At 75.1% G+C, this 25,277-nt stretch carries 19 protein-coding genes; 5 read left to right on the forward strand and 14 right to left on the reverse strand.

The window, feature by feature from the left end:
- Positions 1 to 10 precede the first annotated feature (10 nt).
- The 3 genes from SM577_RS07025 to pcaF form a co-directional block, all read right to left on the reverse strand.
- On the reverse strand, positions 11 to 2,179 hold the full coding sequence (locus SM577_RS07025) for a putative bifunctional diguanylate cyclase/phosphodiesterase (RefSeq protein WP_302917695.1): 2,169 nt from the start codon (positions 2,177 to 2,179) through the stop codon (positions 11 to 13).
- Between the two features lie 3 nt (positions 2,180 to 2,182).
- Positions 2,183 to 3,001 (reverse strand): SAM-dependent methyltransferase, encoded by an 819-nt coding sequence (locus SM577_RS07030; protein ID WP_474586514.1) that lies wholly within the window; start codon positions 2,999 to 3,001, stop codon positions 2,183 to 2,185.
- Positions 3,002 to 3,234: 233 nt separating this feature from the next.
- Positions 3,235 to 4,440, reverse strand: coding sequence for a 3-oxoadipyl-CoA thiolase (gene pcaF / locus SM577_RS07035; RefSeq protein WP_302917697.1), 1,206 nt, complete (start codon positions 4,438 to 4,440; stop codon positions 3,235 to 3,237).
- A 105-nt stretch (positions 4,441 to 4,545) separates the two neighbouring features.
- On the opposite strand from pcaF, the gene SM577_RS07040 reads away from it, so the two are divergent.
- From SM577_RS07040 to SM577_RS07055, 4 genes are all read left to right on the forward strand, one after another.
- Positions 4,546 to 5,511, forward strand: a complete 966-nt coding sequence (locus SM577_RS07040; protein WP_302917698.1) for a glutathione S-transferase family protein — start codon at positions 4,546 to 4,548, stop codon at positions 5,509 to 5,511.
- A complete protein-coding gene (locus SM577_RS07045; RefSeq protein ID WP_474586515.1) occupies positions 5,504 to 6,169 on the forward strand; it encodes a DUF998 domain-containing protein in 666 nt (221 codons plus the stop codon). The genes SM577_RS07040 and SM577_RS07045 overlap by 8 nt, the downstream gene beginning before the upstream one ends.
- Positions 6,170 to 6,371: 202 nt before the next feature.
- On the forward strand, positions 6,372 to 7,673 hold the full coding sequence (locus SM577_RS07050) for a dicarboxylate/amino acid:cation symporter (protein WP_474580424.1): 1,302 nt from the start codon (positions 6,372 to 6,374) through the stop codon (positions 7,671 to 7,673).
- Positions 7,674 to 7,735: 62 nt separating this feature from the next.
- Positions 7,736 to 8,848, forward strand: coding sequence for an NADH:flavin oxidoreductase/NADH oxidase (locus SM577_RS07055; protein WP_474586516.1), 1,113 nt, complete (start codon positions 7,736 to 7,738; stop codon positions 8,846 to 8,848).
- A 51-nt stretch (positions 8,849 to 8,899) separates the two neighbouring features.
- Here the strand turns inward: SM577_RS07055 and SM577_RS07060 are convergent, their stop codons facing one another.
- The 6 genes from SM577_RS07060 to SM577_RS07085 form a co-directional block, all read right to left on the reverse strand.
- Entirely contained in the window at positions 8,900 to 12,436 is a 3,537-nt protein-coding gene (locus SM577_RS07060; protein ID WP_474586517.1) for an ATP-binding cassette domain-containing protein, read from the reverse strand.
- A gap of 125 nt (positions 12,437 to 12,561) precedes the next feature.
- The gene (locus SM577_RS07065; protein WP_302917702.1) at positions 12,562 to 13,155 is read right to left on the reverse strand and encodes a TetR/AcrR family transcriptional regulator; all 594 of its coding nucleotides are present in this window, start codon (positions 13,153 to 13,155) and stop codon (positions 12,562 to 12,564) included.
- 29 nt (positions 13,156 to 13,184) lie between these two features.
- Complete coding sequence (locus SM577_RS07070) at positions 13,185 to 15,419, reverse strand: YhgE/Pip family protein (protein WP_474586518.1); 2,235 nt, start codon at positions 15,417 to 15,419, stop codon at positions 13,185 to 13,187.
- Positions 15,416 to 16,357 carry an ATP-binding cassette domain-containing protein gene (locus SM577_RS07075; protein ID WP_474580362.1) on the reverse strand — a complete coding sequence of 314 codons (942 nt, stop codon included), beginning with the start codon at positions 16,355 to 16,357 and terminating at the stop codon, positions 15,416 to 15,418. The genes SM577_RS07070 and SM577_RS07075 overlap by 4 nt, the downstream gene beginning before the upstream one ends.
- An 86-nt stretch (positions 16,358 to 16,443) precedes the next feature.
- Positions 16,444 to 17,283, reverse strand: coding sequence for a GNAT family N-acetyltransferase (locus SM577_RS07080; protein WP_302917705.1), 840 nt, complete (start codon positions 17,281 to 17,283; stop codon positions 16,444 to 16,446).
- 55 nt (positions 17,284 to 17,338) lie between these two features.
- Positions 17,339 to 18,565: an MFS transporter gene (locus tag SM577_RS07085; protein WP_474586519.1), complete on the reverse strand. Its 1,227-nt coding sequence runs from the start codon at positions 18,563 to 18,565 to the stop codon at positions 17,339 to 17,341.
- A gap of 122 nt (positions 18,566 to 18,687) precedes the next feature.
- Here SM577_RS07085 and SM577_RS07090 point away from each other — a divergent pair, with 122 nt between their 5' ends.
- On the forward strand, positions 18,688 to 19,293 hold the full coding sequence (locus SM577_RS07090; RefSeq protein ID WP_474586520.1) for a PadR family transcriptional regulator: 606 nt from the start codon (positions 18,688 to 18,690) through the stop codon (positions 19,291 to 19,293).
- A gap of 123 nt (positions 19,294 to 19,416) precedes the next feature.
- Here SM577_RS07090 and ispG read toward each other — a convergent pair whose 3' ends face one another.
- The 5 genes from ispG to SM577_RS07115 form a co-directional block, all read right to left on the reverse strand.
- The gene (ispG, locus tag SM577_RS07095) at positions 19,417 to 20,589 is read right to left on the reverse strand and encodes a flavodoxin-dependent (E)-4-hydroxy-3-methylbut-2-enyl-diphosphate synthase (RefSeq protein WP_302917708.1); all 1,173 of its coding nucleotides are present in this window, start codon (positions 20,587 to 20,589) and stop codon (positions 19,417 to 19,419) included.
- 9 nt (positions 20,590 to 20,598) lie between these two features.
- Positions 20,599 to 21,849, reverse strand: a complete 1,251-nt coding sequence (locus SM577_RS07100; RefSeq protein ID WP_474580364.1) for a M50 family metallopeptidase — start codon at positions 21,847 to 21,849, stop codon at positions 20,599 to 20,601.
- Positions 21,849 to 23,060, reverse strand: a complete 1,212-nt coding sequence (gene dxr / locus SM577_RS07105; protein WP_474580365.1) for a 1-deoxy-D-xylulose-5-phosphate reductoisomerase — start codon at positions 23,058 to 23,060, stop codon at positions 21,849 to 21,851. The genes SM577_RS07100 and dxr overlap by 1 nt, the downstream gene beginning before the upstream one ends.
- Before the next feature lie 75 nt (positions 23,061 to 23,135).
- Positions 23,136 to 24,452: a family 43 glycosylhydrolase gene (locus SM577_RS07110; RefSeq protein WP_302917711.1), complete on the reverse strand. Its 1,317-nt coding sequence runs from the start codon at positions 24,450 to 24,452 to the stop codon at positions 23,136 to 23,138.
- 132 nt (positions 24,453 to 24,584) lie between these two features.
- Positions 24,585 to 25,160, reverse strand: coding sequence for a GNAT family N-acetyltransferase (locus SM577_RS07115; protein WP_474586521.1), 576 nt, complete (start codon positions 25,158 to 25,160; stop codon positions 24,585 to 24,587).
- Between the last annotated feature and the right edge of the window lie 117 nt (positions 25,161 to 25,277).

Here is a 25,277-nt window from a genome sequence, read left to right on the forward strand (position 1 = left end):
ACCCGCCTCCTCACGCCGCCGCCTCGCCGCCGCCGAGCCGGGCGGTGATCCGGTCGGCCGGCATCGGCGGGCCGAAGAACCGGCCCTGCCCGGTGTCGCAGCGCAGCGCCCGCAGCCGTTCGGCCTGCACGGCGGTTTCCACCGCCTCGGCGGTGACCCAGAGTTCCAGCGCGTGCGCCAACCGGACCAGCGCGTCGACGATCCGCTCGTCCCGGTGGTCGGCCGCCGCCTCGACGGCGTCGCCGCGGATCCCCTCCACGAACGGCCCGGCCAGCTTGACGCAGTGGATCGGCAACCGGCGCAGGTACGCCAGGTTGGAGTAGCCGGTGCCGAAGTCGTCGATGGCCAGCCGTACGCCCAGCGCGGCGAGCCGGTGCAGCGACCGCAGCGGCTCCCCCGCGGTGCCCATCACCGCGCTCTCGGTCAGCTCCAACTGCAACAGTTCTGCCGGCAGCCCGGTGGTGGCCAGCACGTCCGCCACGGTGTCCACGATGGCCGGGTCGTCGGCCTGCCGGGCGGCCAGGTTGACGCTCACCACCAGCCGCGCCTCGGGGAACTGGCGGCGCCACTGCTCGGCGTCCCGGCAGGCCTGCCGGAGCACCCACTCGCCGAGCCGGACGATCAGCCCGGTCTCCTCGGCCAGCCCGATGAACCGGTCCGGTCCGATCATGCCCAGCTCCGGGTGCTGCCAGCGGACCAGCGCCTCCACCGCGAGCATCGAGCCCTCCAGCAGGGAGACGATGGGCTGGTACCGGAGCACGAACTCGCCCCGGTCCAGCGCGGCGGGCAGCCCGGCGGCCAGCGCCGACCGGGCGATGTCCCGGGCGCCGCGCTCCGGGTCGTAGACCGCCCACCGGCCCCGCCCCTCCGCCTTGGCCCAGTAGAGGGTGGTGTCCGCGGCCTTCATCAGCTCGGAGGCGGAGGTGCCGCCGGCCGGGCACTCCACGATGCCGACGCTGGCCGACACGGCCAGCTGCTGGTCGCCGACGTGCACCGGGGCGGCGACCGCGGCCAGGGCGGCCTCGGCGACCGCCACCGCCTCGGCCATCCCGTCGCCGTCGTCGACCAGGATGACGAACTCGTCCCCGCCCATCCGGGCGACCAGGTGGCCCCGGCTGGCGACGGAGTCGGCCAGCCGCCGGGCGATCACCACGAGCAGGCGGTCGCCGAGGTCGTGGCCGAGGCTGTCGTTGATCGCCTTGAAGCCGTCCAGGTCCAGGAAGCAGATCCCGACCCGCTGCTCGGGCGTCGCGGAGTCGAGGATCCGGCCGAGCGTCTCGAAGAACAGCGTCCGGTTCGGTAGGCCGGTGAGCGGGTCGTGCAGCGCCTGGAAGCGCAGCCGCTGCTGGAGTTCGTACCGCTCGGTGATGTCCTCGATCATGGCCACGGTGAACCGGGGCCGGCCGTCGTGGTGCCGGATCAGCGACACGGCCAGGTCGGTCCAGAGCACGCTGCCGTCCTTGCGGTGGTAGCGCTTCTCCAGCCGGGCGGTGTCCTGCTTGCCCTCGACCAGGTGCTGGTAGGTCTCCCACATCCCGGGGGCGTCGTCGGCGTGGAACAGCGACGCCACGTCCGCCTGCCGCAGCTCGTCCACCGAGTAGCCGAGCATGTCGGCGAACGCCTGGTTGACGTCGATGATCCGGCCGTCCACCCCGGCGATGCCGATCCCGATCGCCGCGCCGGTGAACACCGCGCGGAACCGGGCCTCGCTGTCCCGCAGGGCCTGCTCCACCTCGTCCCGGGCCTGCCAGGCCGACCGGGCGATCCGCTCCTGCTGGCTGAAGGTGCGGTCGCGCAGCGCCCGGGCGAAGCCCTCGGCCAGCCCGCCCTGCAGGGCCGCGACCCGCCCGGTCGCCGCCGCGGTCCGCGCCCGGGCCGGCACCACCTCGACGAGGAACCGCTCCCCGAGCGAGCGCACCGACCAGTCCAGCATCCGCGGCTCGGTCAGGTGCGCCTCGACCAGCGCCCGGCCGACCTCCTCGGCCGGCCGGGCGGAGAACCGCTCGGCGAGCAGGGCCTGGGCCAGCCGCACGGTGTGCACGAGCAGCAGCCGCTCGGTCTCGGCCGCGTCCAGCGGCACGAACCCGAGCCGGCGCACCGCGCGGGCCCAGTCGGCCGCGTACCCCTGGGCGCCGGTCCGGCTGATCTCGTCCCCGCCGGGATCCGGGACGGCCGTCATGGGTCAGCCGGCGGGCCGGTCGTACCGGGCCACACCACCGAAGGCGCCGAACCGCTCCGGGTGCTCGTCGACGTCGGACGGCGAGTCGGGCCGCCACAGCGGCATGTGCACCACGCCGGGCTCCAGGATGGTCCAGTCGCCGAAGAAGCCGGTGATCTCGGCCCACGAGCGCAGGGTGATCTCGGTGTCGGTACGCGCCGAGAGCCGCTGCGCGTCGAGCATCTCCTGCGGCTGGTCCTCGAAGGTCGAGTGGGACACCACCAGGTAGCTGCCCGGGGCGGCGGCGGCCCGCAGGGTGGCCAGGATCTCGCCGGGCCGGTCGGCGTCCGGGATGAAGTGCACCACCCCGGCCAGCAGGATGCCCAGCGGCCGGTTGAAGTCGAGCAGGTTCAGCTCCCGGGCCTCGGCCAGGATCCGCTCCGGCTCGCGCAGGTCGGCGTGGATCACCCCGGTCAGGTCGTTGCCGGCGAGCAGCTCGCGGCTGTGCGCCACCGCGACCGGGTCGATGTCGACGTAGACCACCCGCGCCTTCGGGTTGGCCGCCTGGGCGACCTCGTGCACGTTGCCGACGGTCGGGATGCCGGAGCCGATGTCGAGGAACTGGTCGACGCCGTCGTCCAGCAGCGCCCGTACGGCCCGGCGGAGGAACTCCCGGCCGGCGCGCATGGTGGCCGCCAGGTTCGGCGTCATGCTCGCGATCTGCTCGGCGAGCTGCCGGTCGATCTCGAAGTTGTGCGCCCCGCCCAGGAAGTAGTCGTACACCCGGGCCGCGCTCGGCCGGGAGAGGTCGATCTCGACGGGAAGTCCGTCCGGCATCTGCACTGCTGCACCCCAAGTCGTCGCCGCGGTGCGGGAGGGAACCGGTGCCGGGGACGCGTGCGCGGCACGCGGCGGTCGCACCGGCCGACCCGCGGATCGTGTGGTGCTGACCACAATAGGCCCGGCCGTCCCGTTCCGGGGAGATCGGCCGAGCCGGCGACGGCAGTCCCGGCCGGCCGGGGGGTGAGCCGGGGCCGGGCCCGCCGCCGCCGGCCGGGCACCGCCGTGCGCCCGGGTCAGCCCACCGACTCCAGCAGCAGCGAGATGCCCTGCCCGACGCCGACGCACATGGTGGCCAGCGCCCGCCGGCCGCCCCGGCGGCGCAGCTCCAGCGCGGCGGTCAGCGCCAGCCGGGCGCCGCTGGCACCGAGCGGGTGGCCGAGCGCGATCGCCCCGCCGTTCGGGTTCACGTGCTCGGCGTCCTCCGGCAGCCCCAGCTCGCGCAGCACCGCGACGGACTGCGCGGCGAACGCCTCGTTCAGCTCGATCACGTCGATCGCGTCGAGGCCGGTGCCCAGCCGGTCGAGCAGCTTGCGGGTGGCCGGCACCGGGCCGACCCCCATGATCCGGGGCGGCACGCCGGCCGCCGCGGCCCCGCTGACCCGGGCCAGCGGGGTGAGGCCGTACCGGGCCACCGCCGCCTCGCCGGCGACCAGCAGCGCCACCGCGCCGTCGTTGACCCCGGAGGAGTTGCCGGCGGTCACCGTGCCGCCCTCGCGGAACGGGGTGGGCAGCGCGGCCAGCTTCTCCAGCGAGGTCTCCCGGGGGTGTTCGTCCACCTCGACCAGCCGGTTGCCCGTGCGCCCCGCCGGCACGGTCACCGGCACGATCTCCTCGGCGAACCGGCCGTCCGCCTGCGCCTTCGCGGCGCGCTGCTGGGACCGGTAGGCGAACGCGTCCTGCGCGGCCCGGTCCACGCCGTACTGGGCGGCGACGTTCTCCGCCGTCTCCGGCATCGAGTCGATCCCCCACTGCCGCTTCATCAGCGGGTTGACCAGCCGCCAGCCGATGGTGGTGTCGTAGACCTCGGCGGTGCGGGAGAACGCCGAGGTGGCCTTCGGCATGACGAACGGCGCCCGGCTCATGCTCTCCACCCCGCCGGCCACCACCAGCTCGGCCTCGCCGGTGACGACGGCGCGGGCGGCGGTGGCGAGCGCGTCCAGGCCGGAGCCGCAGAGCCGGTTGACAGTGCTGCCGGGCACCTCCTCGGGCAACCCGCCGAGCAGCGCCGCCATCCGGGCCACGTTGCGGTTGTCCTCGCCGGCCTGGTTGGCGCAGCCCAGGATCACGTCGTCCACCCTGGCCCAGTCCACCGACGGATGCCGGGCGACCAGCTCGCGGATCACGTGCGCGGCCAGGTCGTCGGGGCGTACGCCGGCCAGGGCGCCGCCGTAGCGGCCGATCGGGGTGCGGACACCGGCCACCAGGTATGCCACGGTCATCGCGAGTCCTTCGGGGTGGGAAGGGTGGGACGGGAGCGTCCACCGGGTCGCGGGGGGACGCCCGGCCGCCAGGATATCCGCGCCCGGGGCCGATAGGTTGACGGCATGACCCGGGCCCAGTTCAGCGCGGAGACCAGCGGAGCCGGCGAGTTCGTCCGGCAGCCCAACCGGTTCACCGACCGGGTCACCCCGCACTCGACGTCCCCGCCCGGCGGCGGGCCGGACGAGCAGGGGCGCTGGCCGCTGGAGGCGGGCCGCTACCGGCTGATCTGGTGCCGGGCCTGCCCCTGGGCGCACCGGGCCCGGATCGTCCGCGGCCTGCTCGGCCTGGCGGACGTCATCTCGCTGGGCACCGTCGACCCGGTCCGGGACGAACGGGGCTGGCGGTTCAGCCTCGACCAGGACGGGTTCGACCCGGTGCTCGGCATCGGCTTCCTCTCCGAGGCGTACCTGGCGACCGACCCGGACTACGCCGGGCGGGTGACCGTGCCGGCGCTGGTCGACACGCTCACCGGGCGGGTGGTCACCAACGACTATCCGCAGCTCACCCTGGATCTGTCCACCGAGTGGCGGCGCTTCCACGCCCCGGACGCGCCGGACCTCTACCCGGTGGCGCTGCGCCCCGAGCTGGACGCGTTGATGGCGGAGATCCACCGGGACGTCAACAACGGCGTCTACCGGTGCGGCTTCGCGACCTCCCAGCAGACCTACGACGAGGCGTTCCGGACCCTGTTCGCCCGGCTCGACGCGCTGTCCGAGCGGCTCGCCGGGCGCCGCTACCTGATGGGCGACGCGATCACCGAGGCGGACGTTCGGCTGTTCACCACGCTGGTCCGCTTCGACGTGGCGTACCACGGCCACTTCAAGTGCAACCGGCACAAGCTGACCGAGCTGCCGGTGCTCTGGGCGTACGCCCGGGACCTGTTCCAGACGCCGGGCTTCGGCGAGACTGTCGACTTCGACCACATCAAGCGGCACTACTACGCCACCCACGACATGATCAACCCGACCCGGATCGTGCCGCTCGGCCCGGACCTGTCCGGCTGGACCACCCCGCACGGGCGTGGCTGAACCGGTGTGGCGCGCCGGGCCCGCGTCCCGGGCCGCCGCGTCGGCCGCCGCCGGCTGCACCCTGGCCGGGGCGGTAGCGGTGACGGTCGCCGTGGTCGCCGGTCCGGGTCCCGGCCTGACCGGGTACGTCAGCGAGGCCGGCATCGCCGGCACCGGGTTCGCCCGGACGTACCGCATCGGGGTGTTCGCCCTGGCGGCGGGGCTTTTCCTGCTGGCCGCGGCGCTGCCGCCGGCGCTGCGCGTGACGGCCGGACTGCTCGCCGCGGCCGGGGCCGGCACGGTGGTCTCCGGCGCGGTGACGTGCAGCGCCGGCTGCCCGCTGCCGCCGTTCGAGCGGGCCACCGTGGCGGACCTGGTGCACGGCGGGGCGAGCATCGCCGCGACCGCCGCCGTGGTGCTCGCGATGCTGGCGCTGCTGGCCACCCCCGGGGCGCCCGCGGCGCTGCGCCGGGTGGCCCGCCTGGGCGCGGCGCTCGCGGTGCCGCTGGCCGCCGCGATCGGGCTGGCCATCCTGCTGGTCGGGCGGGGCGGTCTGGTCGGCGCCCTGGAGCGGCTGCTGCTCGCGGTGGCGGCCGCCTGGGGCCTGGTCACCGCGACCACGCTCGGGCTGACCGCCGATCGGGACGGACGGAGCAACCGGTCCCGAACGGGCGTGTAAGGACCGTCACGCTCGCCGCTCCTTCCTCCTCGGGAGCGGCGCGGAGTAGCCTCGGCGGGCGATGACCAACGTCTGGCACCTGACCGTGCGCCTGTACGTCGACCTCCGACGGCAGGCCAGCGGCATCTGTCCGGCGCAGCCGCTCTCCTGACGCTGCCCTGACCGACCCCAGACCCTTGGACGCATCAGTATGCCTTCCGCCCTGCGCAAGATCCCCTTTTCCGTGCAGATCCTGCTCGGCCTCGTACTCGGCGTGGCGCTCGGCTTCCTCGCCCGCGCCAACGACCTGAGCTGGCTGGCCAGCACCCTCGACACCGTCGGCGGCCTCTTCGTCCAGTTGCTGAAGCTGGCCGTGCCGCCGCTGGTCTTCACCGCGATCGTGGTCAGCGTGGTCAGCCTGCGCGGCGTGGCCAACGCCGCCCGGCTGGCGCTGAAGACGCTGCTCTGGTTCGGCCTCACCGCGCTGGTCGCGGTGGGCGTCGGCATCGGCCTCGGCCTGCTCACCGACCCGGGCCGGGGCGTGACCCTGGACCTCGCCGGCGCCGCCGCGCCGCAGAAGACCGGCTCCTGGACCGACTTCCTCACCGGCATCGTGCCGACCAACCCGGTCGGCGCGTTCGTCGAGGGCAACGTGCTCCAGATCGTCTTCCTGGCGCTGGTCGTCGGCGCCGCCGCGCTGCTGGTCGGCGAGGCCGCCGAGCCGTTCGTGGCGCTCAACCGCTCGCTGCTGGAGATCGTCCAGAAGGCGCTCTGGTGGGTGATCCGGCTCGCCCCGATCGGCACCCTCGGCCTGATCGGCAACGCCGTCGCCGCGTACGGCTGGGACCTGGTGGCCCCGCTGGCCCGGTTCACCACCGCCGTCTACGTCGGCTGCGCGATCGTGCTGTTCGTGGTCTACCCGCTGCTGCTGGCGGCGGCCGGCCGGCTCAACCCGCTGCGCTTCTTCGCCGGCGCCTGGCCGGCCATCGAGCTGGCCTTCGTGTCCCGCTCCTCGGTGGGCACCATGCCGGTGACCCAGCGCTCCGTCGAGCGGCTCGGCGTGCCCCGCGAGTACGCCTCGTTCGCTGTGCCGTTCGGCGCCACCACGAAGATGGACGGCTGCGCGGCGATCTACCCGGCGCTGGCGGCGATCTTCGTCGCCCAGGTCTTCGGGGTGGACCTCGGCGTCACCGACTACCTGCTGATCGCCTTCGTCTCGGTGGTCGGCTCGGCCGCCACGGCCGGCCTGACCGGGGCGATCGTCATGCTCACCCTGACCCTGAGCACGCTGGGCCTGCCGCTGGCCGGCGCCGGCCTGCTGCTGGCCATCGACCCGATCCTGGACATGATCCGCACCGCCACCAACGTGGCCGGGCAGGCGCTGGTGCCGACCATCGTCGCGGCCCGGGAGGGCACCCTGGACCGGGCCGCGTACGACTCGGCCGGCCGGCGCTCGCCGGTCGAGCCGGTCGCGGTGGAGGACCGGCCCACCCGTACCGACCGGCCGAGCCCCGTCCCGGCCTGAGCGGATCCGGCGCGGACCCCCGGCCCGGGGGTCCGCGCCGCCGTACCCGGAGGATGTCGTCCATGAGTTCCCTCTTCACACCGCTGGCGCTGCGCGCGGTGACGCTGCCCAACCGGGTCGCGCTGGCGCCCATGTGCCAGTACTCCGCCGGGCCGGACGGCCTGCCCACCGACTGGCACCTGGTGCACCTGGGCGCCCGGGCGGCCGGCGGCGTCGGGCTGGTGCTGACCGAGGCGACGGCGGTGCTGCCGGAGGGGCGGATCAGCCCGCAGGACACCGGCCTCTGGTCCGGTGCGCACGTCGACGCCTGGCGGCCGGTGACCGCCTTCCTCGCCGCGCACGGCGCGGTGCCGGCGGTGCAGCTCGCGCACGCCGGGTTCAAGGCGTCGACGTACCGGCCGTGGGCGACACGGCGGGGCGGGGTGCCGGACGCCGACGGCGGCTGGACCCCGGTCGGCCCGGGCGCCGAACCGTTCCAGCCGGACTACCGGGTGCCCACCGCGCTGGACGCGGCCGGGATCGCCCGCGTGGTCGAGGCGTTCGCCATCGCGGCCGGGCGGGCGGTGGCCGCCGGGTTCGCCGCGGTGGAGATCCACGCGGCGCACGGCTACCTGCTGCACGAGTTCCTCTCCCCGCTGACCAACCACCGCCGCGACGGATACGGCGGCGACCGGGCCGGCCGGATGCGGCTCACCCTGGAGGTGGCCCGCGCGGTCCGCGCCGCGGTCGGCGAGGACGTGCCGGTGCTGGCCCGCATCTCGGCCACCGACTGGGTGCCGCAGGGCTGGACCGTCGAGGACAGCGTGGTGCTCGCCGGCGAGCTGGCCGGGGCGGGCGTGGACCTGGTGGACTGCTCGTCCGGCGGGGCCGCCGCCGGCGCCAGCATCCCGGTCGGGCCCGGCTACCAGGTGCCGCTGGCCGCCCGGGTACGCCGGGAGGCCGGCGTCGCCACCGGCGCGGTCGGGCTGATCGTCGAGCCGGAGCAGGCCGAGCAGATCGTCGCCACCGGCGCGGCCGACCTGGTGCTGCTCGGCCGCGAGCTGCTGCGCGACCCGTACTGGCCGCACCGCGCCGCCGCCAAACTCGGCGCCACCCCCACCTGGCCCCCCAATACCTCCGCGCCACCTGACCCCCCACCCCCTCGCCGCGTTGATCATGAGGTTAGCGGGGCGTGATGTCCGATCCTCCGCCGCCAACCTCATGATCAACGCGGCGAGGGCGGGGGGTCAGCCGGCTAGGTGGGACCAGTGGGGTTCTAGGTCGCGCCAGGGGCCCTGGGCGGCGACCGTGCCGGACTGGAGGACCACCACGTGGTCGGCGCGGACCAGGGCCGCCCGCTTGGAGGTCGAGCCGATCACGGTGACCCCGTGCTCGCGCAGCGCCCGCCAGAGCGCCAGCTCGGTGGTGACGTCCAGCGCCGAGGAGACGTCGTCGGCCACCAGCAGCTCGGTACGCGGCGCCAGCGCGCGGGCCAGCGCCAACCGCTGCAACTGCCCACCGGAGAGCCGGGTCCCCTTGTGCCCGATGAGCAGCCCCAGCCCGCCGCCGGCGGCGGCCAGGTCGTGCTCCAGCTGGGCGGTCGTCACGGCCGCCGCGGCGTCCACCGGGTGGCCCAGGGTGATGTTGTCGGCCACCGTGCCGGAGAGCACCCGGGGCAGCTGGCCCACGTAGCCGACCTGGTTGGGACGCAGGAACAGCTCCGGCTCGGTGACCGGCTCACCGTTCCAGGTCAGCCGCCCGGTGTGGTGCACGATCCCGGCCAGCGCCCGCAGCAGCGACGACTTGCCCGCGCCGACCGGGCCGACGACCAGCACCAGCTGCCCGCGCTCGACGGTCAGGTCCACGTCCCGGACGGCCACCGTGCCGTCCTCGTGCCGTGCCCCGAAGCCGGTCAGCTCCAGCCGGCGCAGCGGGTGCCGGGGCGGCACCGGCGGGGCCGGGGCCGTGCCCGCGCCCAGGTCCACCCCCGGCACCTCGGCCGAGTACGCCGCCACCCCGGTCATCGCCACGGTCCGCCGGGTCCACACCCGCGCCGACGGGTACTGGGAGACCAGTGAGGCGGTGGTCCAGGCGAACCAGCGGGCGGCGCCGAGCGTGGCGACCGCCACCAGCGTCGCCCCGGCGGAGAGCCCACCGGCCAGGAAGAGCGCCCAGGCGCCGATCGGCAGCAGCCCGCTGACCAGTGCCGGGGTGGACCGGGCCCAGACCTGCACCGAGATCTCCCGGCGCTGCCGGTCGCTGCGCACCACGTCCAGGCCGGCCAGGTGGGTGAGCACCGGCCGGGTCGACCCGGCCAGCTTCACCGTGCGGGCCGCCGACAGCGTGGAGACCAGCGCGGTGGCGAACGCCGCCCGGGCCGCCACGGTGGCCCGGGCGGAACGCTCCAGCCGCGGCCCGAACAGCGTGGCGGCCAGCCCGGAGACCACCATCGTGCCGAGGAAGAACAGCGCCGGTACGACGCTGCCGGTGACCACTGTCATCGCCACCACCAGCACCAGCGAGATGAACTGGTCCAGCAGGTTGTCGGCGAGCTGCACCACCCGCTCGGTGTCGCCGCCCTGGGCCACCACCTCGGCCGGGGTGTGCCCGCTGACCCGGCGCGGCCCGGTCTGCCCGTGCACCAGGCGCAGGCTGATCCGCAGCATCTGCCGTACCCACCAGTGCGGGAACCAGAGGTTGGTGGCGTAGTGCATCGGCATGGTGGCCAGCAGCGCGACGACGATCCCGAGCGCCGGCAGGTAGGGGTCGCCCAGGCCGTCGACCAGGTCGGCCCAGAGCCAGGGCAGCACCGCGCCGTCCAGGCCGAGCACCATGATCGCGACGAAGAGGGCGACCGCCAGCAGGCCGTAGCGGGCGTCGTTGCGGCAGAGCCGGAAGATCTCCCGCAGGGTCCGGGCGGGCGCCGGTGGCGGCAGCGGCGGCGGTTCGGCCTTGGGCGGGGCCGCCGCGGCCGGTTCCGGCGCCCGGTCCGGCCCGGCCGGCGCCGGCCGGTCCAGCTCGGTCGGCGGCCAGCCGTCCGGCGGCTCCGGCCCGGTCAGCAGGTCGGTGCCGCCGCCGGCCCGCACCGCCGACCCGACCTGGGCGTACGCGGCGCTGTGGCTGGTCGCCAGCAGCTCGGCGAAGCGCTCCGACTCGCGCAGCGGGCCGGCCTCGACCACCGCGCCGTCGGCCATCACCACCACCTCGTCGCAGCGGCGCACCGAGGAGAGGCGGTGGGCGATGACGATGCCGATCCGGTCGCGCAGCAGCCGCTCGGTGGCCCGCTGCACCCGCGCCTCGGTGACCGGATCGAGCCGGGCGGTGGCCTCGTCCAGGATCACCACGTGCGGGTCGCGCACCAGGATCCGGGCGAACGCCACCAGCTGCTCCTGCCCGGCCGACAGCACGTGCCCGCCCTCGCCGAGCCGGGTGTCCAGCCCGTCGGGCAGCTCGGCGATCCAGCCGGCCAGGCCCAGTTCGCGCAACGCCCGGGCGGCGTCGTCGAGCAGGTCCGGGTCGAAGAGCGCGACGTTCTCGGCGAGCGTGCCGGCGAGGATCTCGGTGCGCTGCGGCACCACGGCGATCCACCGGCGCAGTTGTTCGAGGTCGAGGTCGAGCAGGTCGCGGCCGGCCAGGAAGACCGTGCCCCGGGGCAGCTCGACCGCCCGGGTGAGCACCTTGGCCAGCGTCGACTTCCCGGACCCGGTCCGCCCCACCAGGGCGTACGAGCGGCCCCGGACGAAGGTCAGGTCGACGCCGCGCAGCGCCGGACCGCGCTCGCCGTCCGGGTCGGTGCTCGGGTAGCGGAAGGTGAGGTCGCGGATGGTCAGGTCACCCTCGGTCGGGGCCGCCCCGCCGGTGGGCTCCTGCCGGGCGCCCTCCAGCAACTGGACCCGGGCCCACGCGCCGAGCGCGTACTGCAGCTCCGGCACCATCCGCGCGACGTGCTCGACGGTCAGCCCGAAGCCGAGCGCGAGCAGCCACACCGCGGTCAGCCGGGCGGCGTCCACCCGGCCGGTGGCCAGCGCCCACGCCCCGCCGAGCACCACCGCGGCGATCCCACCCCGGGTCACCCCGGCGGCGATCGTGGTGACCTTGGCCGACATCCGCCACACCCGGACCCCCCGGGACAGCACCTCGGCCGCCCGCCGGGCGTACAGGCGCAGCACGTACGGCCGGGCCAGGCTGGTGCGGACGTCGTCCTGGCCGTGGATCGCCTCCTCCATCACCGCGGCCAGGTCGGACCACGCCTCCTCCTCGGCCATCCGGGCCGGGGCGATCCGGGCGGTCGGGCGGCGCAGCGCGGCCCCCAGCACGGCGGTGAGCAGCAGCATGCCGACGCCGACCGGCCACCAGACGGTGAGCGCGACGGCCGCCGAGAGCAGCCCCACGGCCAGCCCCTGCGCGATCCGTACGCCGTGGTTGCGCACCGACGCGGCCACCTGGTAAACGTCGCCGTCGATCCGGTCGAGCAGTTCACCGACCGGGGTGGTCTCCAGGGTCGGCAGGTCCTGGCCGAGCGCCACCCGGCACAGCCGGCGCCGCACGTGCGCGGACCAGTCGGCGGTCAGTCCGGCCATCAGCAGGCTCACCGCGAGGTCGCTGAGCACGGCGGCGACCAGGCCGATCGCCAGCGCGGTGAAGAACCCGCCCGACCGGTGCACCAGCACCGGCCCGGCCAGCGCCGACGCGGCCGCCTGGCCGCCCGCGCCGAGCACGATCAGGCAGGTCACGACCGCCATCCGGCGCGGCGAGGTGGCCCACAGATCTCGGAGCAGGCGCATGGAAGGTCCTCCGGGTATCGGTGGGGGAACCTCCAGCCTGCGTGCTCGCCGGATGCGGATCAACGGAATTACGCGGCGCGGAGAATCGGCGTCACCACTGTGGGTGATCCACGGGGCCGAACCGATCAGGTCTGCGCGACCCGGCGGACGATGCCGAGCAGCGCCTCCTGCACGTCCTCGATCGGCCGGTCCGGTTGGAAGACCAGCCAGTCGACCGCCACCACCAGCCCCACCCCGAACAGTGCCGACGACGCGGTCCGCACGTCCAGGTCGGCCGGCAGGTCGCCGCTGGCCACGCCGGCCCGGACCGTCTCGGCGATCACCTCGATCGCCTCGCCGCGCAGCAGCCGCAACGTCTGCTGCCACTCCCGGTTGGTCCGCCACATCTCCGACAGCAGCAGTTGGGCGAAGGCCCGGTAGCGCCGGATGTACTCGAGTTCGGCGCGGACCAGGGCGGCGAGCGCCTCGCGCGGCGGCAGGCCGGCCACCGCGGCCCGGAACTCGGCGGTGAGCAGCCCGATGCCGTGCCGGAGCAGCTCCTCGAAGAGGACCGTCTTGGACTCGAAGTTGTAGTAGACGGTGCCCTTGGCCACCCCGGCACGGGCCGCGATGTCGTCCACGGTGGTCGCCGAGAAACCCTGCTCGGCGATGAGTTCCACGGCCGCCTCGAAGAGGCGCTGCCGGGTGTCGACCCGCCGCCGCGACCGTCCGTCCGTCACTCGCCCTCCCGTCCGCGCCCCGCCCATCCTCACATGGTCAGCTCGGGGTGCAGGGTGGCCGGGGTCAGCCGCCGGGACCGGCGGGCGGCGGCCACGGTGAGCGCCAGCGCGCCGGCCGCGAAGCCGGCCAGCACGGCGGCGCCGGTCAGTACCGGCCCGACCGGTCCGCCGTTGACGGTGTGCTGCAGCCCGGCCACCAGGTAGCTCATCGGCAGCCACGGGTGGATGACCTGGAAGAAGCCCGGCGAGGTCTGCACCGGGTAGGTGCCGCCCGAGGAGGTGAGCTGGAGCATCAGCAGGGCCAGCGCGGCCAGCCGGCCGGCCGGGCCGAGCTGCGCGCCCAGCCACTGCACGATCGCGGTGAAGGCCAGCGACGCCAGCGCGAGCAGCCCGAACGTGGCGGCCGGGCGGGCCGGGTCCAGCCCCAGCGCCAGGGTGACCACCGCGAAGAGCATCCCGGCCTGGGCCAGCCCGATCGCCGCGGCCGGCAGCCAGCCGGCCAGCGCGACCCGCCAGGCGGGTGCGCCGGACATCACGTGCCGCCGGTTGAGCGGCCGCAGCAGCAGGTACGTGATCATCGCGCCGACCCAGAGCGCCAGGCCGAGGAAGTACGGGGCGAAGCCCACCCCGTACGCGCCGGCCGGATTGCGGGTGCTGCGCTCCAGCGCCACCGGGTCGCCGAGGACGTCGGCGCGCGCCTCGGCGTCGTCGTACCCGGGCAACCGGTCGGCGCCCGCGGTCAGGCCGTCGGCCAGGTCGCCCGCGCCGCCGCCCAACCGGGTCAGGCCGGCGGCCAGGTCACCGGCCCCGGACTCCAGCCGGGTGAGCCCGTCGACGAGCCGTTCGCTGCCGTCGCCGAGCCGGGTCAGTCCACCGTCCAGCTCCCGTGCGCCGGTGGCGAGCCGGAACAGCCCGCCGCGCAGCTCGGCGGCGCCGCCGGCCGCCGTGCCGAGGCCGTCGCGCAGCTCGGCGCTGCCCCGGGCCAGCGTGCCCAGCCCGGTGGCCAGCTCGTTCACCTTGGCCCGGGCGGTGGCCACGTCGTCGGCCAGGTGCGGCGCGGCGGCGGCGATCTCCCGGGCGGTGGCGGCCACCCCGGTCATCCGGTCCCGGAGCGCGGTCAGCTCGGCGCCGTCCAGGGTGGTGGTGACCGCCCGGGCGGCCTCGACCGCGGCGGTCGCCGCGGCCCGGGCCGCCACCACGCTCCGGTCGTCGGCCAGCTCGGGGTGCTCGGCGACCAGGGCGTCCAGCCGGTCGCGCACCTCCTCCGCCCGGGTGATCGCGTCCTCGGCCCGCCGGGGCAGGGCGTCCAGGCCGTCGGCGAGCGCCTGCGCGCCCTCGGCGATGGCGGTCGCCGCCTGCTCGATCCGACCGGCGTTGTCGCGCAGCACCGGCTCGATCCGCTCGGCCGCGCCGTTGACCCGGTCGGCCACCGCCCGGGTCTCGGTGGCCGCCCGGGCGGTGCCGTCGGCGAGCTGCCCGGCGCCGGCGCGCAGTTCGCCCAGGCCGGCGGCCAGCTCGTCGGCGCCGCGTACCGACCGGTCCAGGCCACCGGCCAGGGTCTGCGCGCCGGCGGCGGCGCCGCCCAGCCCGTCGGCGAGCTGGTCCGCGCCCGCCCCGGACCTGCCCAGCCCGTCGGCGATCGTCCCGGCGCCGGCCTCCGACCGGCCGAGCCCGTCGGCGAGCTGACCGGCCCCGTCGGCCGCCCGGGCCGTCTCGGCCCGGGCGTCGGTGAAGCCGACCAGCATCCGGGCGAAGTAGTCCTTCGCGGCGGACTCGGCGGCGGCGGCCCGGATCTCGCCGAACGCCGAACGGGCCAGCAGGCCGGAGAGGTAGTTGGTGGCGTCGTCGTTGACCAGCTTCAGCTCGCCCCGGCGGGCCGGCCGGTCCGGCTCGGGGCCGGCCGCCAGGGTGGCGGAGAAGTCCGCCGGAATGGAGAAGATCAGGTGGTAGCGGCCGCTGCGCAGGCCGGCGGCGGCGTCCCGGGGGTCGGTGACGTGCCACCCGAAGACCCGCCGGTCGAGCAGTTCGTCGGTGAGGTCCTGGCCGGCCCGCACCGGGCTGCCGTCGGCCGCGGTGGCCGGCCGGTCGGCGTTGACCAGCGCCACCGGGATCCGGTCCAGCTTCCCGTACGGGTCCCAGAACGCGTAGAGGTAGAGCGCGCCGTAGAGCAGCGGGATGACGGTGAGCACGGCGAGCGCCGCGCGGGGCAGCCGGCCCCGGGTCAGCCGGCGCAGCTCGAACCGGGCGAGTCGGAGCACGCTCATCGGGTCACCTCGGCACGCTCGGCGGCCGGCGGGGCCGCAGTCGGGCAGGGGACGTCGGGCTCGCGCGCCGGCGCGGCCGGTTCCGCCGCGCCGGCGGTCCCGGTGCTCGCTCGGGCCGCCTCGACCTCCGACGGCGGGTCGGCCGGCTCCACCGCTTCCCCACCGTGCGCCTCGGCAGCGCTGGACTCCGCGGCGGCGGGGCCGGCGGCGCCGGGGGCCGGGACCGCGCGGGCCGGGGCGGGGCGCGGGGCGGGCACCGTACCGGCGGGTGGCGGGTCGGCGGGCGGCTCGCCGAGCCGGTGCACGATCGCCGGGGTGTCCGGCTCGACGGCCCGGGCGCTGGCGACCACGGCGTACCCCTGCTCGGCCAGGCGGCCCAGGGCCGACCAGAGCCAGGCCCGCTCCGGCGCGTCCGCGCCGGCGTCCACGTCGTCGGCGACGATCAGGCTGGGCCCGCTCAGCGTGGCCAGCACGAGGCCGAGCACCTGGCGCTGCACCGGGGTGAGGTCACGACCCCGGATGTCCGGGTCGAGCGGCGCGTCGTCGGCGAACCCGGCTCCCCCGAGCGCGGTGGCGAGCGCCTCCCGGCGGTACGCCCGCCGGGCCCGTGCCGCCGCCACCGGCGCCAGCCGGCGTCGCCGACCGGGCGCCGGGCCGAGCAGCAGCAGCCGTTCCCGGACGTGCTCGGCGACGGTCAGCGCCGGGTCGGGCTCGTGCACCCCGGCGACCTGCCCGAGCGCCGCCGGACCGTGCCGGCGCAGCCGGCCCTCGCTGGTCGGGAAGCGCCCGGCCAGGGCGAGCAGCAGCGAGGTACGCCCGCTGCCGGGCGGCCCGGTCACCGCGTGCAGTTCCCCGGCCGCGGCGGTCAGGTCGACGTCCCGGAACACCCAGCCCCGGCGGGTCCGCAGCCCGAGCCCGCTCGCCTCGACGACCACCATCGACCCGGCACACTCCTTTGAACTGACCAGTCAGTACAAAAACATGGCCAGCATAGCCCCGCCCGATGCCACGGGCGGAAGGCGGGTCAGAAGAGCACGGTGGCCAGGGTGCCGACCGGCCGGAAGCCGCACCGGTCGTACACCCGGCGGGCGGGCAGGTTGAAGTCGTTGACGTAGAGGCTGACCGTGGGGGCCGCGCGCAGCAGCGCGTCGCGGACCACGGCGGCCATCGCCGCGGTGGCGATCCCCCGGCCCCGCCACTCCGGGGCCACCCAGACCCCCTGCACCTGGGCGGTACGCCGGGTGACCACCGCCAACTCCGCCTTGAAGACCACCTGGCCGTCGACGAAGCGGGCGTACGCCCGGCCGGCCCGGACCAGGTCGGCCACCCGCCGCCGGTAGCTGCGCCCACCGTCGTCGGCGAGCGGCGAGACGCCGACCTCCTCGGTGTACATCGCCACCGCCGCCGGGAAGAGGCGGTCGATCTCCCCGCTGCGCACCTGGCGCACCTCCGGGTCGGCGGGCACCGCCGGCAGCGCGTCGGTGGCCAGCAACGGCTGGTTGGGGCGTACGTCCCGGGCGGGCCCCCAGGCCGAGGCGAGGCGGTCCCAGAGCCCGAGCACGGCGTCGGCCCGGCCCACGATCGACGAGCAGAGCCGCTCCTCGCCGGCGAGCAGATCGGCGTAGGCGGCCACCGCCGGCTCGCTGGCCAGCACCGGGGTGAGGTTGCCGCCCAGCCAGCAGACCGACTCCAGGTGGCGGCGGGTGCCGTAGCCCAGCACCCGGCCCTCGGCGCGCCACCAGGCCAGGCCGCGCGCGGCGACCCGCTCGGCGACCTGCGCGCCCGCGAACGGGTCCAGGTCGAGCAGCCGCTCGACCGCGCGGCGCTCCGATTCCCCCAGTTGCCGTACCGGCACCGTCAGCACGCCTACCAGCCTGCCATGTCCGACCCCCGGTTCGCGGGTCGAGTGACGAGCCCGGCTACCCCACCGCGACCGGGTCGACCGCCGGCCCGGTGACCCGGGTCCGGGCGGCCCACCGGACGACCACCGGCACCAGCGCCCCGAGCAGCAGGAACAGCCCTCCGAGCAGCAACCACCCCGGTACGCCCCAACCGATCGCCAACGTGGTCACCACCGCCGGCGCCAGCATCCGGCCCAGCTCGAAGCCCATGCTGTAGGCGCCCTGGTACTGCCCGTGGGCGTGCTCGGGCGCCAGCCCGAACGAGATGCCCCAGCCGGCGGCGGAATGCCACAGCTCGCCGATCACGTGCGCCAGCGCGCCGCCGACCAGCAGCGCGATCGCCACGCCGGTCGGCAGGTCTCCCGCGGCGGCGAAGAGCGCGCAGGCGACGGCGATGGCCACCCCCGCGCGCCGGGCCGCGCGGCCGGCCCCGGTCAGGCTCTCGGTGCCGCGCGCGGCGCGTACCTGGAACAGCACCACCATTCCGGTGTTGACCAGCAGCAACGCGGAGATCACCCAGGCCGGCGCCCGGGTGTGCCCGGCGATCCAGAGCGGGAGGGCGATGTTGAGCAGGCTGAAGTGCATCGACATCAGCCCGTCGAGGACGGTGAACGCGAGGAAGGGGCGGTCCCGCAGGGCGATCAGCCGCGGGCCGTGCGCCGGGACGGGGGCCGGAGCGACCGCCGGCAACCGGGTGAAGACCGCGGCGGCGGCCAGGTAGGTCACCGCGGCGGTGAGGATCAGCGCCACGTAGCCGGCGCGGGTGTCCAGGGCGATGGCGAACCCGGCCAGCACCGCGCCGACCGAGATCCCGACGTTGGTGGTGGCGCGCAGGTAGGCGCGGGTGCGGACCCGCTGGTCGGCGGGGACGGAGCCGGCGATCAGCGCGCCCCGGGCGCCCCGGTCGGCCGCGTCGGCCAGCGCGGTGGCGGCGCCGATGACGAGGAACGCCGGGAACGACCGGACGGTCAGCAGGCCGGCGGTCAGCACGCCCCCGGCCACCTGGGCGGCGATCTGGGTGCCGCGCGGGCCGAGCCGGTCGGCGAGGTAGCCGGTCGGGGCGCTGGCCAGCAGGCCGACCAGTGCCGAGACGGTCAGGCCGAGCCCGACCTCGGTGGCGGTGAGCCCGGCCGAGCGGGTGAGGAAGAGCGCGCTGGCCGCCAGCCAGAGGCCGCGGCCGACGGTCCGGACCAGGGTGCCGAGGGTGAGGGTCCGGGCCGGGCCCGGTTCAGGGAGCAGTCGCACGTCGAGCAGCCTAGCAAGACGTACGTACGGTTTGTAAATCGGAATTTCGCGGTTCCTTGTCGCCGACACATTGCCGATATATCGTCGATGCATCAGCGACAGTACGAAGGAAGGTGGGGACCATGGGGTTCCATCGCAGACTGCACGAGCTGCACGAGGCCCGGATGCGGGGCTTCGGCTTCCCGCCCGGCCCGCACGGACCGGGCGGCCACGGCGGCCACGGTGGCCGGGGCGGGCACGGCGGCTGGGGCGGCGGCTGGGGTGGCCGCGGCCGGGGCCGGGGACGCCGGCCAAACGTCCGGCACGCCGTGCTGGCCCTGCTCGTGGAGCGGCCGATGCACGGCTACGAGATGATCCAGGAGATCGACTCCCGCACCGGGGGCGCCTGGCGGCCGAGCCCGGGTTCGGTCTACCCGACCCTGCAACTGCTGGAGGACGAGGGGCTGATCGCGGCGAGCACCGATGAGGCCGGCGGCGGGCGCAAGCGGTTCGCGCTGACCGAGGCCGGCCGCGCGGAGGCCACCGAGGCGGCGCAGACCCCGCCCTGGGCGGAGTTCGCCCAGGACACGGTCAACAGCTGGCACGACATCCGGGACGCCGGCGCGCAGGCGATGAACGCGCTGCGCCAGGTGATGATGACCGGCACCGACGACCAGCGGGAGCGGGCCGCGCAGGTGCTCGACGAGACCCGCCGCAAGCTGTACGCCATCCTCGCCGAATCCGAGTGAACCGGGCGGCCCGGGCCGCGCCCCCGACCCGTCCGCTCATACCGGGAAAGAGTGGCCATTCCACGGGGGATGGCCACTCTTTCCGTGTTCGTGCGTGCGCGCCGGCCGGTCCGGCGCCGAGGGTCAGTGGACGGTGACGGTGGGGCCGGGGAGCATGCCGCGCAGCTCCTCGGGCAGCTCGGCGCCCATCTCGTCGGCGATGCGCAGCGCCTCGGAGATCAGCGTCTCCACGATCTGCGCCTCGGGCACGGTCTTGACCACCTTGCCCTTGACGAAGATCTGGCCCTTGCCGTTGCCGGAGGCGACGCCCAGGTCGGCCTCACGGGCCTCACCGGGGCCGTTCACCACGCAGCCCATCACGGCCACCCGCAGCGGCACCGGCAGCCCCTCCAGGCCGGCGGTGACCTCCTCGGCGAGCTTGTAGACGTCCACCTGGGCCCGCCCGCAGGACGGGCAGGAGACGATCTCCAGGCCCCGCTCGCGCAGTCCGAGCGACTCCAGGATCGCCGTGCCGACCTTGATCTCCTCCACCGGCGGGGCGGACAGCGAGACCCGGATGGTGTCGCCGATCCCCTCGGCCAGCAGCGCGCCGAAGGCGACCGCCGACTTGATGGTGCCCTGGAAGGCCGGGCCGGCCTCGGTGACGCCCAGGTGCAGCGGGTAGTCGCACTTCTCGGCGAGCAGCCGGTACGCCCGGATCATCACCACCGGGTCGTTGTGCTTCACCGAGATCTTGATGTCCCGGAAGCCGTGCTCCTCGAAGAGCGAGCACTCCCAGAGCGCCGACTCGACCAGCGCCTCGGCGGTGGCCTTGCCGTACTTGGCGAGCAGCCGCTTGTCCAGCGAGCCGGCGTTCACGCCGATCCGGATCGGCACCCCGGCGTCGCCCGCCGCCTTGGCGATCTCCTTGACCTTGTCGTCGAACTGCCGGATGTTGCCCGGGTTGACCCGCACCGCGGCGCAGCCGGCGTCGATCGCGGCGAAGACGTACTTCGGCTGGAAGTGGATGTCGGCGATGACCGGGATCTGCGACTTCTTCGCGATCGCCGGCAGCGCCTCGACGTCGTCCTGGCTGGGCACGGCGACCCGGACGATCTGGCAGCCGGACGCGGTCAGCTCGGCGATCTGCTGGAGCGTGGCGTTGACGTCGGCGGTGAGGGTGGTGGTCATCGACTGCACGGAGACCGGCGCGCCGCCGCCGACCGGCACCGAGCCGACCATGATCTGCCGGCTGGCCCGGCGCGGCGCGAGCGGCGGGGGCGGTACGGCGGGGATACCGAGACTGACAGCGGTCACTTCAGGCACTCACCTTGAGAAGAGCGTGATCGGGTTGACGACGTCCGCCGTGATGGTCAGCAGCGTGAACGCGCCACCGATCAGGATCACCGCGTACGTGAAGGGCATGAGCTTGAGGTAGTCGACCCGACCCGGGTCCGGGCGGCCGATGCGGGCGTACACCCAGGAGCGGGCCCGCTCGAACCAGGCGATGGCGATGTGCCCACCGTCCAGCGGCAGCAGCGGCAGCAGGTTGAACACGCCGATGAAGAAGTTCAGCGACACGAACAGCATGAAGAACAGCAGCCAGGCGTTGTTCTCCACGGCCTCGCCGCCGAGCCGGCTGGCGCCGACCACGCTGATCGGGGTGTCCACGTCCCGCTCGCCGCCGGTGATCGCGGTCCACAGGGCCGGGATCTTCTGCGGGATCCGCTGCAGGGCCTGCACCGTGTTGACAGCCATGTCGCCGGTGAAGTCGGCGGTCGCGCCGAACGCGGCGACCGGCCCGTACGTCAGGCGGGTCGGGGTGGTGGGGATGAGCTCGACGCCGAGCGCCGCGACGTCCCCGACCGGGCCGTTGGGGTTGTCCAGCGGCGGCCGCCGGGTCTTCGCGAGCACCGCCTCGGACTCGCCCGGCTGGCCGTCCCGGACGTAGGCGATCTTCGCCGTCTCCCCCGGCTTGAGGGTGCGTACCCGGTCGAGCATGTCGCCCCAGGTGGCCACCGGGGCGCCGTTGATGGCGGTGATCCGGTCGCCGTCGCGCAGCTGGGCCTGGGCGGCCGGGCTGGCCGGGCTGTCCGGCGTGCACTCGCGGGCGGTGACGTCCGGCACCACGCACGGGGCGAGCTGGACGACCGCCGGCTCCTTGCGGATCTCCGCGTCGGTGCTCGGGAAGTCGGGGTTGGGCAGGCCGGCGGTGACCGCGATCACCCAGAGCGCGACCAGCGCCAGGGCGAAGTGGGTGATCGAGCCGGCGGACATCACGATCGTCCGCTTCCAGACCGGGAAGCGCCACATGGCCCGCGGCTCGTCCGCCGGGTCGACGTCGTCGTCCTGCGGCGTCATTCCGACGATCTTGCAGAAGCCACCGAGCGGGATGCCCTTGACGCCGTACTCCGTCTCGCCCCGGCGGAACGACCAGAGGGTCGGGCCGAAGCCGACGAAGTAGCGGGTGACCTTCATGCCGAACGCCTTGGCGGTGAGCATGTGGCCCGCCTCGTGCAGGCTCACCGAGATGAGGATGGCGAGGGCGAAGAGCACCACCCCGAGCAGGTACGCCATCAAGCTCCTTCCACCGATCCCTCGATGATCTCCTGCGCGTGCGCGCGCGCCCACGACTCCGCCGCGAGCACGTCCTCGACGGTACCTGGTTCGCCGAAATCGGGAGCCTCGTCGAGGACCCGCTCGAGGGTGTCGACGATGCCCAGGAACGGCAGCCGGCCGGCCACGAAGGCGGCCACGCACTCCTCGTTCGCCGCGTTGTAGACGGCCGGGCGGCACCGACCGGCCTCGCCGGCCGCCTTGGCCAGCGCGACCGCCGGGAACGCCTCGTCGTCCAGCGGCGCGAACTCCCAGGTGTGCGCCGTGGTCCAGTCCACCGCGGCGGCGGCGTCGGGCACCCGGTCGGGCCAGCCGATGCCCAGCGCGATCGGCAGCCGCATGTCCGGCGGGCTGGCCTGGGCGAGGGTGGAGCCGTCGGTGAACTCGACCATCGAGTGGATCACCGACTGCGGGTGCACCATCACGGTGATGTCGGCGTACGGCACGTCGAACAGCTCGTGCGCCTCGATCACCTCCAGCGCCTTGTTCACCATGGTCGCGGAGTTGATCGTGACGACCGGCCCCATGTTCCAGGTCGGGTGGGCCAGCGCCTGCTCCGGGGTGACCCGGGTCAGCTCGTCGCGCCGCTTACCGCGGAACGGGCCGCCGCTGGCGGTCACGATCAACCGCCGCACCTCGCCCCGGCTGCCGCCGCGCAGGCACTGGGCCAGCGCCGAGTGCTCCGAGTCCACCGGGACGATCTGCTCCGGCCGGGTCACCGCGGCCTTGACCAGCGAGCCGCCGGCGACGAGGGACTCCTTGTTGGCCAGCGCGAGGGTACGCCCGGCGCGCAGCGCGGCCAGCGTCGGCGCCAGCCCCAGCGAGCCCACCACGCCGTTGAGCACGACGTCGCACGGCCACTGCGCCAGCTCGGTCATCGCGTCCGGCCCGGCGACGATCTTCGGCAGCTTGAAGTCGCCGGTGGCCCAGCCCCGGCGGCTCGCCTCGGCGTAGAAGGCGAGCTGGAGGTCCTGGGCGGCCGAGGCCCTCGCCACCCCGACCGCGTCGACGCCCAGTTCGAGGGCCTGGGCGGCGAGCAGGTCGACGTTGCCGCCGCCCGCGCCGAGCGCGACCACCCGGAACCGGTCCGGGTTGCGCCGCACGATGTCGATGGCCTGGGTACCGATCGAGCCGGTGGAGCCGAGCAGGACCAGTTCTCGGGGGGAGGTCACCGGGTCATTCTCCCCCAGCGCGTCCGCACGCCCGCCGGGAGCCTCGACCCCGCCCCGGTGGCCCGCGCTCCTCCGCTAGGCCACCTCGACGAAGTCGAGTTCCGCCCAGCGGCTGCGGTGGGTGAACCGCAGCGTGTTGAACCCGGCGTCGAGGGTGACGTCCACGCCCACCTGCCGCCAGACGTCCCAGCCGGTGTTGGGGTAGCTGACCACCTGCGCGGCGCCGCCGTTGACGGTCAGCGTGTGCTGGGCATCGCCGTAGCCGGCGGCGTAGCCGACGTGGGCCCGGTACCCGCCGGCCCGGGGCGCGAAGACTGTCACGTCGACCCAGCTGTCGGCGTAGTCGATGTACGCCACCACCTGCCCCTGCGACGCGCCCGCGACGGCACGCGCCGAGCAGTGGTTGAGCGCGCCGCGCTCGGCCTCGTACCGCACCCGGCTGCCCCGCACGACGGGATAGCCACCCGCCCAGCCCAGCGCCGCCACGTACATGCCCCGGGCGGAGTAGTTGTTGATCCAACCGTGGAACACGATGTGGTCGCCGCTCGCCTCGCGCACCACGTCCGCGCCGCCCGGCCCGCGCACGGCCGAATCCAGCGACGCCGTGGTCATCAGCGACCGGTACGCCTTGGTGTAGGGGCCGGTCAGCGAGGTCGAGGTGGCGTAGCTGGTCTGGTAGCCGTCGCCGCCGTAGCCGCCGAGCGAATAGAACAGCACGTACTGCCCGCCGACCTTGGTCAGCACCGGCGCCTCGATGATGCCGGACTCCTCGGCACGGCCGCTGCGCAGCAGCTCGACCCGGGCGCCCTGGAGGGTCACGCCGTCGGCCGCTACCTGTTGCAACCAGAGGCTGGTCGGCTGGCCGATGGCGTTGCCGTCGTCCTTGTAGAGCAGGTAGCGCAGCCCGGTGCTGTCGGTGAAGCTCGCCGCGTCGATGTCGCCGCCCTCGCCGGCGTTGCAGACCAGTGGCTGGGTGCCGACGGCGGTGAACGGCCCGAGCGGCGACGTGGCGAGCGCCGCGCCGATGCACTGCCGGCCGGCGGCCCGGCTGCGGGCGGTGTAGTAGAGCAGGTACCGCCCGTCGGCCCGCTGGGACACGTCCGGCGCCCAGGTCAGGCCCCCGCTGGCCCAGGCGCCGAGGGTCGGCAGCGCGTCCGGCCGCCGGGTCCACGGCCCGGTCAGCGAGCTGGCCGTGGCGACCGGGACGTTCCCGTTGCCGTTGTTGGTGGAGTACGCGTAGTAGGTGCTGCCGAACCTGACGACGTCAGGGTCGGGAAAGTCGCTGGCGATGACCAGCGACGGCGGCGCGGTGGCGGCCGCGGCCACGCCCGGGCTGACGAACAGGGGACTGACGACGAGCGCGGCCGCCAGCCAGACGAGACCTCTCCGCATGACGAAAGTCAACCACAGACATCGATGAATTGAAAAGTTTCGCCACCAGGCCGGTCGGCCCGGCGGGCGCGAAGCCTCGCCCACCGCCGCCATCGCGGCCACTCACCTCATCCACGGCCGCGCCGCGGCCACTCACCGCCGGCCGGCGACCGCCGAGGGCGACCCGGCGGGGGCGGCGAGCACGAAGGTCTCCAGTTCCTCGCCGCCGTACCAGTCGGTGCGCCGGCCGAGGTGGGCCATGCCGAGCCGGCGGCAGACCGCCATGGACGGGTCGTTGCCGGGCGCGACCACGGCGTACACCCGCGGGGTGCCGGCGGCGAACTCGCGGGCCAGCACCGCCCGGGCCGCCTCGGTGGCGTACCCGTGGCCCCGGGAGTCGGGGTGCAGGTGCCAGCCCACCTCGATGTCGTCGGTGGGCGTGACCCCGTCCGCGCCGGGCAGCGGCTTGAGGATCAGCGTGCCGGCGACCCGCCCGGTGTCGCGTACCTCGATCGCCCAGGTGCCGTACCGGCCGCCGTGGTCGGCGTGCCGCTCGCGCCAGATCCGCAGCCGGTCGGCGGCCTGCGCCGGGTCGGTCAGCGGCAACCCGGACGCGGCCAGCCAGCGGGTGATCTCCGGACGGGAGTAGATGTCCCAGATCCGGGCCAGGTCGGCCGGGTCGGCAGTCCAGTCCCGCAGGGCCAGGCGGTCCGTGGTGAGAACGGTCATGGCCGGCGATCCTAACGACTCGGGGCGGCCGGGAGGGGCCGGCACGGTGGGCCGCAGTCCCGATGTCACCGACCCCGATCGATGTAAGTCTCTTACGATCATCGATCGGTATTGGTT

It is taken from the genome of Micromonospora desertarenae (assembly GCF_056150265.1).